Source organism: Bacillus sp. FSL W7-1582, assembly GCF_038593325.1.
GTDB lineage: Bacteria > Bacillota > Bacilli > Bacillales > Bacillaceae > Bacillus > Bacillus altitudinis.
Genome location: NZ_CP151987.1, coordinates 3,480,937 through 3,493,924, shown reverse-complemented (window position 1 = coordinate 3,493,924; position 12,988 = coordinate 3,480,937). Strand labels below are relative to the sequence as shown.

At 42.7% G+C, this 12,988-nt stretch carries 11 protein-coding genes and 1 riboswitch; of the genes, 10 read left to right on the top strand and 1 reads right to left on the bottom strand.

Annotation, left to right across the window (positions count from 1 at the left end; all coding sequences use genetic code 11):
* Positions 1-13: 13 nt before the first annotated feature.
* From NSQ11_RS18045 to NSQ11_RS18010, 8 genes are all read left to right on the top strand, one after another.
* Complete coding sequence (locus tag NSQ11_RS18045) at positions 14-1,396, top strand: copper amine oxidase (RefSeq protein WP_212338999.1); 1,383 nt, start codon at positions 14-16, stop codon at positions 1,394-1,396.
* Between the two features lie 68 nt (positions 1,397-1,464).
* The gene (locus tag NSQ11_RS18040; protein WP_212339002.1) at positions 1,465-2,079 is read left to right on the top strand and encodes a class F sortase; all 615 of its coding nucleotides are present in this window, start codon (positions 1,465-1,467) and stop codon (positions 2,077-2,079) included.
* 242 nt (positions 2,080-2,321) lie between these two features.
* Complete coding sequence (locus NSQ11_RS18035; protein ID WP_060832754.1) at positions 2,322-4,265, top strand: BglG family transcription antiterminator; 1,944 nt, start codon at positions 2,322-2,324, stop codon at positions 4,263-4,265.
* A 121-nt stretch (positions 4,266-4,386) separates the two neighbouring features.
* Positions 4,387-4,692, top strand: a complete 306-nt coding sequence (locus tag NSQ11_RS18030; RefSeq protein WP_007497889.1) for a PTS sugar transporter subunit IIB — start codon at positions 4,387-4,389, stop codon at positions 4,690-4,692.
* Positions 4,693-4,706: 14 nt separating this feature from the next.
* On the top strand, positions 4,707-6,056 hold the full coding sequence (gene celB / locus NSQ11_RS18025; RefSeq protein WP_007497888.1) for a PTS cellobiose transporter subunit IIC: 1,350 nt from the start codon (positions 4,707-4,709) through the stop codon (positions 6,054-6,056).
* Positions 6,057-6,082: 26 nt separating this feature from the next.
* The gene (locus NSQ11_RS18020; RefSeq protein ID WP_008345561.1) at positions 6,083-6,409 is read left to right on the top strand and encodes a PTS lactose/cellobiose transporter subunit IIA; all 327 of its coding nucleotides are present in this window, start codon (positions 6,083-6,085) and stop codon (positions 6,407-6,409) included.
* A complete protein-coding gene (locus NSQ11_RS18015) occupies positions 6,406-7,734 on the top strand; it encodes a 6-phospho-beta-glucosidase (protein ID WP_079919949.1) in 1,329 nt (442 codons plus the stop codon). The genes NSQ11_RS18020 and NSQ11_RS18015 overlap by 4 nt, the downstream gene beginning before the upstream one ends.
* A 117-nt stretch (positions 7,735-7,851) precedes the next feature.
* Positions 7,852-8,250, top strand: a complete 399-nt coding sequence (locus NSQ11_RS18010) for a hypothetical protein (protein WP_008345555.1) — start codon at positions 7,852-7,854, stop codon at positions 8,248-8,250.
* Between the two features lie 324 nt (positions 8,251-8,574).
* Here NSQ11_RS18010 and NSQ11_RS18005 read toward each other — a convergent pair whose 3' ends face one another.
* Complete coding sequence (locus tag NSQ11_RS18005) at positions 8,575-9,666, bottom strand: branched-chain amino acid aminotransferase (RefSeq protein WP_008345553.1); 1,092 nt, start codon at positions 9,664-9,666, stop codon at positions 8,575-8,577.
* A 359-nt stretch (positions 9,667-10,025) separates the two neighbouring features.
* On the opposite strand from NSQ11_RS18005, the gene NSQ11_RS18000 reads away from it, so the two are divergent.
* Together NSQ11_RS18000 and NSQ11_RS17995 are read left to right on the top strand one after the other, a co-directional pair.
* On the top strand, positions 10,026-11,453 hold the full coding sequence (locus NSQ11_RS18000) for a right-handed parallel beta-helix repeat-containing protein (RefSeq protein ID WP_335372525.1): 1,428 nt from the start codon (positions 10,026-10,028) through the stop codon (positions 11,451-11,453).
* Between the two features lie 117 nt (positions 11,454-11,570).
* Positions 11,571-11,680: riboswitch (SAM riboswitch) on the top strand.
* Between the two features lie 172 nt (positions 11,681-11,852).
* Positions 11,853-12,971 (top strand): sugar ABC transporter substrate-binding protein, encoded by a 1,119-nt coding sequence (locus NSQ11_RS17995; RefSeq protein WP_035389900.1) that lies wholly within the window; start codon positions 11,853-11,855, stop codon positions 12,969-12,971.
* Positions 12,972-12,988 lie beyond the last annotated feature (17 nt).

Sequence of the window (12,988 nt, the reverse complement as noted above, 5' to 3'; positions counted from 1 at the left end):
GGAGGCAAAACAGATGAAAATGAAAAAAGCATTTTTAACGATCCCGCTTAGTGCAGCATTATTATTACCAACTGCTCAAATGGCAAGTGCACACGAAGGACATATGCATGGGGATGCAAAAAAGTCGTCATCATCACAAGAGGTGTCAAATAAAGCAACGGATCTTCGCGCAGCGCTTGATCAGCTCTTCTCAGAACATGCTTATTTAGCAGTGATCACGATGCAAAAGGGAATTGACGGCAGTAAAGATTTTGATCAAGCAGCAGCAGCGTTAAATGAAAACACGAATGATCTATCAGATGCGATCGCCTCTGTGTATGGAAAAAAAGCAGGGAAACAATTTAAAGAGATTTGGTCAAGCCATATCGGCTACTTCGTTGATTATGTACAAGCAACAGCGAAAAAAGATGAAGCAGGTAAAAAGAAAGCGGTCAAAGAGCTTGATCAATACCGCATGAAACAAGCTGATATGCTTGATAAAGCAACAGGTGGAAGATTGAAAGCAAGTGAACTTGAAGAAGGGTTAAAGATGCACGTCAATGAACTGCTAAAAGCTTTTGACAGTTACACAGAAAAGGATTTTGATAAAACCTATGAAACGGTCAGAAAATCCATTCATCATATGTTTGAAGTAGGTAAAGGTGTATCATGGGCGATTACAGATCAATTTCCTGGGAAATTTGATCAAAAATCAGTCGATACTCCAGCGGCAGATCTTCGTGAGGATTTAAACTACTTGTTCTCAGAGCATTTGGCACTCGCGGTAGTGGCTATGCAAAAAGGGAATGATGGCAGTAAGGACTTTGAACAAGCGGCAGCAGCGTTAAATGAAAACACGAATGATCTATCAGATGCGATCGCTTCTGTTTATGGAAAAGATGCAGGAAAACAATTTAAAACGATCTGGTCAAGTCATATCGGATATTTAGTTGATTATGTTAAAGCGGATGCATCAGGAGACGAGCAAGCAAAAGAGAAGGCTGTTAAAGATTTAGATGCTTACCGTATGAAACAAGCAAAATTTTTAGATCAAGCGACAGATGGCCGCTTGAAGGCGGCTGACTTAGAAGCCGGGTTGAAAACCCATATTGATGAACTCATCAAAACGTACACGTCTTATCACAATGGCGAATATGATCAGCTGTACCCGACTGTCAGAGAAGCATACGGCCATATGTTCATGGTTGGTCAAGATGTCGCATCAGCTATTGTCGATCAGCATCCTGAATTATTCAAATCCAACATGCCAAATGAGATGCCGAAAACAGGTATGGGAGGCACAGCCGGTCCATTAGGTATGTCATATGAAGCATTTGCTGGGATGATGGCAAGTCTCATCTTAGCCGGAGGTGCAGTGGGGGCGTTCTTCCTCATTCGCCGTAAACCATCAAATTAAACAATATCAAGACAAGAGGGAACGTGCACAATCGTGCCGTTCCTTTCTTCAAAAGGAGGTCGACTTGCGTGAAAAGATGGCTGTTTGGTATTCTTACGCTTCTCATCATCACGGGCTGCGCATCCCAATCAATAGATGAAAAGTCATCCTCTGAAACTGCATCATCTCCTGAGCCAATGACAGCAAAACAAGCCAAGAATCCATCTCATTCACACGACACGTTAAAAGATGAGCCATCGGGTATTGTCCCCGCTGACATCTCCATTCCAGCGATTGATGTCCAAGCAAAAGTGGAGAAAACGACTTTATCAAAGGATGGCAGTATGGGTGTTCCGCAAAATACAGATCACACGGCTTGGTTTGAAGATGGTCCGAAGCCTGGTGATAAAGGGAATGCTGTCATAAATGGTCATGTTGATAATAAATGGGGTCCAGCTGTTTTTTATCGATTAAAGGAGCTAAAAAAGGGAGACAAAGTCATTGTGACATCCTCGTCAGGGGAAAAGCGAACCTTTGAGGTTCTCAAGGTGAAAAGCTATCCGCGCGAAGAGAAACCAAATGCTTTTTTCGGGTACGCCTTTACACGGAATCTCAATTTCATCACATGTACGGGAACTTTTGATCATGCAGCCGGTACACATGAAAAAAGATTGGTTGTCTTTACACAACTGATTTCCTCATAAGAAAAAGGCGGATACACGGAGGTGTAACGCCTTTTTTTCATGATTTCCACAACAGCATCTTAGAAGAAGATTCATAGGTCATTAGATATGGTTGGATGTATAAATAGGGGCGTTTGTCATATAAATGAGTTGGCAATTTTTATTTCTTTTCAGTAGAATATGAGTAATGAAGAGAACTGTAAGCGTATACAACCTGTCCAAACAAGGCAGATTTTCCACCCTAAATGAAGGAGGCCGACCTAATGCTGAGTAAAAGACTGGCGCACATTTTAAGTCAGCTGATGGCAGCTGAGACTCCTCTCACGAGCGCTGCGCTTTCTGTCAGTTTACAAGTGACAAGCCGCACCATCCGAACAGACATCAAGGAACTGAATGAGCGTCTAGCCCCTTATCAAGCAGCTGTATCAGCTGTTAGGGGCGCTGGCTATGAGCTGTTGATCAACGATGAGAATGCCTTTCGCCGTTTTATGAAGGAAGAAGTCGAACAGGAAGAACCGCTTGCTGTTCTTCCAGAAGAGCGAGTTCGATTTATTTTGAAAAAGCTGCTTCTAGCGGAATCATATGTGAAGCTGGAAGACTTACAGGAGCAGCTGTTTATTAGTAAATCGACGATGAGTAATGACATGAAATGGGTCAAACGTAAGCTCGAACCCTTTGATCTGAAGCTGGAAGCAAAGCCGAATAAAGGCTGCCGGATTAAAGGATCTGAGATGAAAATCCGTTATTGCATGTCAGAATATTTATTCAATGAACGGCGTTCCTATCAAACCATGCTGAACACGGCGGTTACGATTTTGCCGAAACATGAGCTGGAATTGATTCAGAGAACCATGATTGATTATATCAACGAGGAAAAAATGAATCTATCAGACATTTGCATGAATAATTTAATTGTTCATATTGCTATTGCCTGTAAACGGATTAGACACGGAAACTATGTATCTGTGCTGCCTGAAGAAATCAACGAAATCCCAAGGGCAAAAGAATACAAGGTAGCCAAAAAAATGGTTGAGCGTCTTGAAGGGTTGCTGGATGTCTCATTCCCACAAGAGGAAATCGTTTATATCACCATTCATTTGCTAGGAACAGCCAAAATGGTACAGTCTTTTTCAACGGGCGGTCAAAAACAAATTGTGGATGATGACACGAGCCGTCTTGTTCAGCTGATGCTGAAAGCCATTGATCAAAAATTGCAGCTGGATTTAGCGGGAGATGCGGAATTGCTGATTGGCCTCAGTTTGCACTTAAAGCCAGCGATCAATCGGTGTAAGTATGGAATGAATTTAAGAAATCCAATGCTTGATGAGATCAAAGCGGGCTATCCAATTGCCTTTGAAGCAGGGATTGTGGCGAGCAGGGTCATTGAAGAAGAGACAGGTTTGTCCATTCATGAAAATGAGATCGGCTATATGGCACTTCATTTTGGTGCGGCCTTAGAGCGCAGGAAAATGGAGATACCACCGAAGCGATGCCTGATTGTCTGTGCGTCTGGTGCAGGGAGTGCAAGGCTACTTCAAGATCGTTTGCGGTCACAATTTGGGTCAAAGCTGACCATTTTAGGCACAGCAGAGCTTTATTCGCTTCCGCATGTCTCTTTACATGCATTGGATTTAATTATTACGACCATTCCCATTCATATGGATTTACCGATTCCTGTCATTCAAGTGAACACGATTTTAGGAGGCAGTGATTTTTTAAAAATAGAAGATGCTTTGACAAGTGAAACAAGAGTGACATTAGCCACGCAATATATGAAAAAGGAATTGGTCTTTACAAAACGCGCCTTTCAAACAAAGGAAGAGGTCATACACTTTCTCACGCAAAAGGTCATTGACATGGGCTTAGCGCCAGCAGAACTTACACAATCTGTGATGGAAAGAGAAGAGTCTGCACCGACTTCATTTGGGCATTATACAGCGATTCCGCATCCGATGACCCCGCTGACAGAAGAGACGTTTTGGGCGATCTGTACATTAGAAAAACCGATCATTTGGGGAGAGAAAAAAGTTCAATTTGTGTGCTTGCTTTGTGTCGAAAAGGAGAACGCCAAAGACTTAAAAGGCATGTACCGTCTGCTTGGAGAGCTTGTCCATCATGTAAAATTTATTCAGCACCTCATCACCTGTGATACCTTTGAAGACATGCTGGATGTCATGGATAAAAAAGCGCCTTCGTACAAGAACTAATGGTGTGATATTAACTTTTTCCGCTTCCTAAAGGAAAAAGTATGGGTGTTTATGAAAGCGGTTTCATAATATGATGAATGTGTAAAGAAAAGCTTCATACTTCAAAAAGGGGGCGTTTACAATGAACATTTTATTAGTTTGTGCAGCAGGTATGTCAACAAGCTTACTTGTCACAAAAATGGAGAAAAGTGCACAAGAACAAGGAAAAGACTATCGTATTTGGGCAGTATCTGGAGATGCTGCAAAAAATCATATTGATCAAGCCGATGTGCTTTTATTAGGACCTCAAGTTCGTTATTTATTACCGCAAATGAAAAAACTCGGAGAAGACAAAGGAATTCCAGTAGACGTAATTAATACCGTGCATTATGGCGTATGTAATGGTGCTGAGGTTTTAAAATCTGCTGAACAGTTAGTGAACGGATAAAGGGGGCGGAAGGGATGAATGGATTCAACCGATTTCTAGAAGAGAAGGTTATGCCGTTTGCAGGAAAGATTGCCGCTCAAAGACATTTACAAGCATTGCGTGACGGAATTGTTTTAACCATGCCTCTCATTATCGTCGGTTCACTGTTTCTTATTTTAGCCAACCTTCCGATTCCAGGATACAGCGATTTTATGGCAAGTGTCTTCGGAGCCGAATGGGCCACGAAACTATCCTATCCTGTGAATGCCACCTTTGACATTATGGCACTTGTTGCGACCTTTGGGATCGCGTACAGGTTAGCTGAAAAGTATGCAGTCGATGCACTGTCATCTGGTGCAATTGCTGTCGCAGCTTTCCTCCTAGCCACACCTTATCAAGTACCATTCACACCTGAAGGATCAACAGAAGCTATCCTAGTGAATGGCGGTATTCCCGTCACACTGATGGGCAGTAAAGGGCTATTCGTTGCCATGATTATTGCCATGCTTTCCACCGAAATTTACCGCTTTATTGTACAGCGGAATATCGTCATCAAAATGCCTGATGGTGTACCGCCAGCAGTTAGTAAATCGTTTATCGCACTTATTCCAGGTTTTGTGGTCATCACGCTGATCTGGGTCGCTAGGCTTCTGATTGAGATGACACCTTTTGAGAGTATTCATAATATCATCACGGTCTTAATCGGCACACCACTATCCATTCTTGGTGGAAGCTTAGGCGGAAGTATCGTTGCCATCGGTGTGCAAATGCTCCTCTGGGCATGTGGTATTCACGGAGCCACCATTGTCGGTGGAGTCATGGGTCCGATTTGGCTCGGTGCGATGGATGAAAACCGTCTTGCTTTCCAAGCAGGAGAAGTGCTGCCGAATATTTTCACAGCACAGTTCTTTGAAATCTTTATCAATGTCGGCGGAAGCGGCGCGACGCTTGCTTTGGTACTGACTATGATCTTGCGTGCGAGAAGTAAACAAATGAAACAGCTTGGCCGTCTTGCGATTGGGCCAGCCATCTTTAACATCAACGAACCGATCATTTTTGGAATGCCGATTGTGATGAACCCAATGCTTCTCATTCCGTTTATCCTTACCCCAATTATGATGATCATCACCACATATATCGGAATGAGCACAGGACTTGTAGCAAAACCGGCAGGGATCGCTGTCCCGTGGACAATGCCGCCAATCATTTCAGGCTATCTCGCAACAGGCGGGAAAATCTCTGGCGCGGTCATGCAGCTGATTAACCTTGCCTTGTCATTTGCGCTATACTATCCATTCTTTAGAATGTGGGATAAGCAGAAATTGAAAGAAGAAAATGAGCTTGAAGCAAAAGCATCAACAGATGAAAATGTCGTCAGCATGTAATAGAGGGAACAAGGGGGATGCGGCCGATGGAAATGGAACAAATTGTGTTTCAACTCATCCTGCACGGTGGTAATGGCAGAAGTTCGGCCATGGAGGCCATTACATGTGCAAAGCAAGGCAATTTTGATGAGGCGAAGCAAAAATTGCAGGAAGCACAAGACGCGTTAAATGAGGCGCATCACGCACAGACAGAGCTAATCCAAGGAGAAATCAGAGGAGAGAAAACCGACGTCAGTCTCTTGATGATTCATGCACAGGATCATCTGATGAACGCTATGACCGTCAAGGAGCTTGCAGCTGAAATCATTGAGCTCCATGAAAAAATGAAGCAATTCGGAGGTGTCAATTCATGAAAGACGGAATCAAAATTGTCACAATAGGCGGTGGATCAAGCTATACGCCTGAGCTCGTCGAAGGGTTTATTAAACGATATCAAGAATTGCCTGTAAAGGAATTATGGCTTGTGGATATTGAAGCAGGTCAGGAAAAGTTGAACATCGTGGGTGAACTTGCAAAACGTATGGTTGAAAAAGCGGGTTTGCCGATTGAAGTGCACCTCACCCTTGACCGCCGGGCAGCTCTGAAAGATGCGGACTTTGTCACGACACAATTTCGTGTAGGACTGCTTGAAGCCAGAGCCAAGGATGAAAGAATCCCGCTTAAATATGGCGTCATTGGACAGGAAACGAATGGTCCAGGCGGGTTATTTAAAGGTCTACGCACCATTCCAGTCATTCTAGACATCGTGAAGGATATGGAAGAGCTTTGCCCAGATGCCTGGCTGGTGAACTTTACAAATCCAGCAGGCATGGTCACAGAGGCGGTGTTACGCTACACGAATCTGAAAAAAGTAGTCGGTCTATGCAATGTGCCGATTGGAATCAAAATGGGCATTGCAAAAGCGCTGGATGTCGATGTCGAACGCATTGAAGTACAATTTGCAGGCCTCAATCACATGGTCTATGGCTTAGATGTGTATTTAGACGGGGTCAGCATTATGGATCAAGTACTCGATGAATTAGGAAATCCAAATAGCCAGTGGTCCATGAGGAATATTGAAGCGAAAAACTGGGAGCCTTCTTTCGTCAAAGGCTTAGGGGTCATCCCATGTCCGTATCATCGTTATTACTATAAAACGAAAGATATGCTGGAGGAAGAACAAAAAGCGGCTCAAGAAAAAGGAACAAGAGCAGAGGTTGTGCAGCAAGTCGAGCATGAACTATTTGAGTTATATAAAGACCCAGATTTATCGATTAAACCGCCGCAGCTCGAAAAAAGAGGCGGGGCTTATTACAGCGATGCAGCATGTAATTTGATCAGCTCCATCTATAATGATAAACATGACATTCAACCGGTAAATACAGTGAACAGAGGAGCGATTGCCAGCATTCCGGCCGAATCAGCGGTTGAAGTGAACTGTATCATTACAAAGGACGGACCAAAACCAATCGCGACAGGTGATCTACCTGTGGCTGTGAGAGGACTCGTTCAACAAATCAAGTCTTTCGAGCGTGTGGCAGCTGAAGCAGCTGTGACTGGAGATTACGAGACGGCTCTTGTCGCCATGACCATCAATCCACTCGTTCCATCTGATGAAATTGCAAAGCAAATCTTAGATGAAATGCTTGAAGCGCACCGTGAATATTTACCGCAGTTCTTCAAATCAGTGAATGCTTAAAATAAAATGGCCCCTTAATGGGGCCGTTTTTTATGATTTTTTCATATGGAAACCGGAGAAAGCAGTGTATGATAGAAAAAACAACATGTACTGCTTCACAGAAAGGACGGTTAGAATATGGTGGCAATTGGGTTAATGCTTTACGGCTTTATCGTTCAACCTCTACTTAGTTACGGCACAGTGGTTTTGTTTTTGTATGGAATCATCGCTTCGTTTATTGGTCTGATTCGGCATAGACAGGATGTGTGGATGTATGTTCTCCGCTTGCTCGTTTGTTTTACCATTCCAGTAACCAATCTGTTAATGTATTTCGCAACCATCGGTGGAGATGAAAGAGACTTTGATTTCCAGCCGATGCCGCCAGTTTATCATCTTGTTTTTATCCTAGAAATCATCATCGTCTTTTTACCAGAGATCTTTTTACTGATCGAGAGAAAGCGGAGTATCAAAGGGAAACAGTGGATATATGCAGGGGCCATTGTGGGGATAACGGTCTTGTTTTGGTGCACGATTTGATGAGAGGCTGATGGACATCTAAGTCTTTTTCGCCTTTTTGTTGCGCAACCTCTTTCGCCTCACTTTTACAAAAGTAATGGAAAGAACAAAGATAGAAATCCCGAGAAACTTAAATAGAAAACGGGTGAAGAACGGTGAATCGTCGAAACCTGTAGCGATGATGATTGATCCGATGCAAATCCCAAAGAACGCAAGTAAATAAGTAAAAAACATACCATCACTCCTTAAGCGTGGAATAGATCCATATTTTCCATTATGAGGTAGTGAAGGAGATAAAGAAACAAAAAAAGAACCCTTCATCAAATGAAAGGTTCTTTCGCTTGCTTATGCCTGCTTGACGACCGAATCGACTTCTACTGTCCAGCCGAAGATATCTGGCTGAGTTCCTTTTTGGATTCCGGTAATCGCTTCGTACAATTTCTTCGATACTTCGCCTGTTTGACCATTTTGAATGACGTATGGCTGATCGTGATAAATTAATTCACCGACAGGAGAAATGACGGCTGCCGTTCCTGTCCCGAAGATTTCTTCAAGTTCACCGGATTGATGTGCTTCAATTAACTCATCAATTGAAATTTTACGTTCTGTCACAGGGATTTCCCAATGCTTTAACAGCTCAAGCACAGAATTCCGTGTGATCCCTTCTAAAATGCTGCCATTCAGTTCAGGCGTCACGATTTCTCCATTGATTTTAAAGAAGATATTCATACTGCCGACTTCTTCAATGTACTTTTTCTCGATGCCATCAAGCCACAGGACTTGTGAAAATCCTTTTGTTTCAGCAACTTGCTGTGCTTTCAAGCTCGATGCATAGTTTCCAGCTGTTTTGGCATTTCCTGTTCCGCCTTTAACAGCGCGGACAAATTCGTTTTCCACCGCAATTTTGACCGGATGGATGCCTTCTTTATAATAAGAACCTACTGGAGATAAAATGATGATCAGCTTGTAGGTGCTTGACGGTGCAACACCTAAATAGGGCTCAGTAGAAATAATGAATGGTCGAATATACAAAGAAGTGCCCTCTGCATCAGGTACCCAATCCTTGTCAATGCGAATGAGTTCATTTAAGCCTTCTAAAACCGTTTCTGTATCAATTTGTGGGATACATAGGCGGTCATTTGATCTGTTTAAGCGTTCCATATTTTTTTCGGGACGGAATAAAAGAATCTTTTGATCCTCAGACACATACGCCTTCAAGCCTTCAAAAACAGATTGGCCATAATGATAAACCATAGAAGCTGGGTCCATTGGAATCGCCTGATAAGGAATAATTCTCGGATCATACCAGCCTTTATCAATTGAATAATCCATCACAAACATGTGGTCTGTGAAGATTTTTCCGAATTCAAGTTGATCAGATTGAGGTTTTGGTTTTTTTGTTGAACTAAGTTCAACGCGGATGGGTTGTTTTGGCATCGTAAATCTCCTTGCTGTTTGATTATTTGAAAATTCTAATAATATGAAATAATTATGATTCTATTCTATACCTTCACAAAATATTAGCAATAGGTTTTCTGGAATTCAGACAAGAAAAATCTGTTAAAGCGCTTTCCTCCTCTCTGTCGTGGTTTTACTGAAGTTTCCCCTTAGAAATAAAATCCAATTTAATTATTAACTGATTAATCTGACAATTTAAAAGCGATTTGTTTTCCTGTAAGATATTCTTTCAACCATACACCTTTTGACTAGTACATTGCAAGGGGCATTGCCATATTTTAATCCTCTTTTTTTTAACCGATAAAGGTAGAAGAGAGTGGAAGGGAGCAAACAACGAGATGAAACGAATGATATCAGGCGCCTTATTGATTTTATTGATGACCGCCATTAGTTTTGGCTGTCAAGCGATGACGGAGGAGGCTGGTGCGAAGCAAGGTACTGCCTATTACGTCGCAGCAAATGGGAACGACAAACATCCAGGGACAAAGCAAAAGCCTTTCCGTACGCTGAAAAAAGCGGCAAGTATCGCGAAAGCTGGAACAACAGTTTATATGAGAGGCGGTACATACAAAGAGAAATTGATTGTCCGCCATTCTGGAACAAAGAAAGCACCAGTTGTTTTTCAAGCGTATGGAAAAGAGAAGCCTGTCATTAGCGGAGCATCTCTTAAAGGAAATCAAGCAGACGGTGGTCTTGTGAAGATTGATCAAAAAAGCTATATCACCCTGAAAGGACTGACAGTCGGACATATTAAAACGAATAAAGAAGATGTGACACCCATCGGTATGTTCATCACAGGCAGCGGCAAAGGCGTCAAACTGCTTAACAACCGTGTGTACGACATTCAGACGACACATCAAAATGGGAATGCTCATGGGATTGCGGTCTATGGAACGAAAGCACCAGCAGCCATTGAAGACATCGAAATCAAAGGAAACACTGTGGAAAAGTTAAAGCTGGGTTTTAGTGAAGCCCTTGTGCTAAACGGAAACGTTAAAAAATTCCGCGTGACACATAATACAGTCCGGCATACGGACAATATCGGGATTGATTTAATTGGTTTTGAGAATGTCGCACCTTCTAAAAAGTATGATCAAGTGAGAAATGGTGTCGTATCTAGAAACAAAGTTTATGAGATTACGAGTGTTGGGAATCCAGCGTACGGCAAGGACATCTCCGCAGGAGGAATTTATGTGGATGGCGGGAAAGACATCGTGATCGATCATAACATCAGCCATCATAATGACCTTGGGATTGAGGTCACAAGTGAACATAAAGGGAAGATGGCCGAACGCATTCGCATTGAGCACAATCAAGTATATTTAAACCGTTATACAGGCATCTCAATTGGCGGATATGACAAGAAGCGCGGCGGAACCACAAACACAACCATCTCCCATAACATTTTGTACAAAAATGACACAGCCGGGTTAGAAGGCGGTCAATTGCTGATGCAATATCAATCGGTGAACAATCGAATCACGAATAATATCATGACAGCCAGTGCTTCGCATTATTTAGTCGTGAATCTCTACGAAGTGAACAAGAAGAATACATTCCAAAAGAATGTCTACGATGACCGCAAAGGTGCAAAAGCCTCTCAGTGGGTATGGCGCGGGAAATGGATGGAAGGCTACAAAACGTATCGCTCGAAAAGCGGTCAAGATAAAGGATCAGCACACCTCAATCCCCAATTTGTGAATGAGAAAAAATATGATTTCCGTCTTAAGGCATCATCACCTGCTAAGAAAATCATCGGCAGTTAAACAAGGCATTCGGTGCAAATGATCATTTTAGAAATTTTCAAAAAAGTCATTGACATTGATGAGACATCACATTAAAGTAAAGAAGACATTTCAACTAAAACAAATTTCATAACGGATCTCTTATCAAGAGAGGCAGAGGGACTGGCCCTATGACGCCCAGCAACCGTTTCTATCTAAGAAATTGGTGCTAATTCCTGCAAAGCTGTTACAGCTTTGACAGATAAGAGAGGAAGACTTCCCGATACATGTTTCATGCAACGGTGATCAAGCCTCTCTTTATCAAGAGAGGCTTTTTTGATCTCTTTTTTTAGAATCAAAAGACTGGGTTCACAGGCATATTTCCACTTTTTTACCTAGTTTTCCGATGTGAAAAATAAAACAACTTGAGGAGGAACAGCAATGAAACGTAAATATTGGACATCATCTCTTGTATTATTGACGGTCCTGACCGTGCTATTATCTGGCTGCGGTACGGGATCAAGCGCAGGCTCAAAAGCCAATGCAAACGAAAAGGTCTCCTTTGACAATGTCCCGAAGCGATTTGCAAAAGGACAGGGAGCAAAAATTAAAGTCATCCGTAAAATTGGCGGGGACGATCATACTGCTCAGTTTTTAGCAGGAACGAAGGCAGAAGGGGAAGCGCTAGGCTTTACAGTAGATGTCTACACGGCAAATGGTGATACGGCGAAGTTTCATGATGCCATTTCTCAAGCACTAGAAGAAAACTATGATGGCTTTATCATCTCTCATGGGGATGATGAGGCGACAGTCGCTGATGTGAAAAAGATCACAGCGAAAGGCATTCCAGTTGTGGCGTTTGATTCAAATCCGAAGCTGAAGGATATCAAAGGAGTCACAGTGACGTCTCAAGATGACGAGCAATTAGCGAAAAAATCATTAGATGCACTCGTGGCTGATTTTAAAGGGAAAGCAAATATTGCGTATCTTTGGGTAGACGGATTCCCTCCAATGGTGAGACGAAACAAGGTGTACCAAGAAACGCTCAAACAGCATACAGGGATCAAGGAACTTGACCGATTTGGCGTTGCGGCCTCTGATACATCAGTTCAAACACAAAATGCGGTTGCGGCTATGCTGAATAAATATCCAAAGGGTAAACTGGATGCGATTTTTGCCACGTGGGATGCATTTGCGATTGGTGCCGCAAGAGCTTTAAAAGAAGCAGGAAGAACCGAAGTGAAAATATACGGTATTGATGTGTCTAATGCCGATCTCCAAGAAATGACTGCGAAAGACAGTCCTTGGAAGTACACTGCCGCTGTCGATCCGAAGCTCATTGGCGCAATTGACGTAAGGATTCTTGCGAAGAAACTAGCTGGCGAGAAAACGCCATCTTCCTATGACCTTGAGGCCTCTCTCATTTCACAAAAGCAGCTTCAGGATGCAGGAAAGGCCATCAATATGGTCAATCTTGCAGAAGAAGTAAAAGGATTCGGATCATCGACTGCTTTTGAAGAAGACTGGATGAAGACCTTGAAGAAGCATTATGCAAAATAAACCACGTGCACTCTCTT

Excerpts from the sequence above, each read along its gene's own strand:
- NSQ11_RS18045 (WP_212338999.1), top strand. The coding sequence starts at position 14 with ATGAAAATGAAAAAAGCATTTTTAACGATCCCGCTTAGTGCAGCATTA.
- NSQ11_RS18035 (WP_060832754.1), top strand. The coding sequence starts at position 2,322 with ATGCTGAGTAAAAGACTGGCGCACATTTTAAGTCAGCTGATGGCAGCT.
- NSQ11_RS18030 (WP_007497889.1), top strand. The coding sequence starts at position 4,387 with ATGAACATTTTATTAGTTTGTGCAGCAGGTATGTCAACAAGCTTACTT.
- celB (WP_007497888.1), top strand. The coding sequence starts at position 4,707 with ATGAATGGATTCAACCGATTTCTAGAAGAGAAGGTTATGCCGTTTGCA.
- NSQ11_RS18020 (WP_008345561.1), top strand. The coding sequence starts at position 6,083 with ATGGAAATGGAACAAATTGTGTTTCAACTCATCCTGCACGGTGGTAAT.
- NSQ11_RS18015 (WP_079919949.1), top strand. The coding sequence starts at position 6,406 with ATGAAAGACGGAATCAAAATTGTCACAATAGGCGGTGGATCAAGCTAT.
- NSQ11_RS18010 (WP_008345555.1), top strand. The coding sequence starts at position 7,852 with ATGGTGGCAATTGGGTTAATGCTTTACGGCTTTATCGTTCAACCTCTA.
- NSQ11_RS18005 (WP_008345553.1), bottom strand. The coding sequence starts at position 9,666 with ATGCCAAAACAACCCATCCGCGTTGAACTTAGTTCAACAAAAAAACCA.
- NSQ11_RS18000 (WP_335372525.1), top strand. The coding sequence starts at position 10,026 with ATGAAACGAATGATATCAGGCGCCTTATTGATTTTATTGATGACCGCC.
- NSQ11_RS17995 (WP_035389900.1), top strand. The coding sequence starts at position 11,853 with ATGAAACGTAAATATTGGACATCATCTCTTGTATTATTGACGGTCCTG.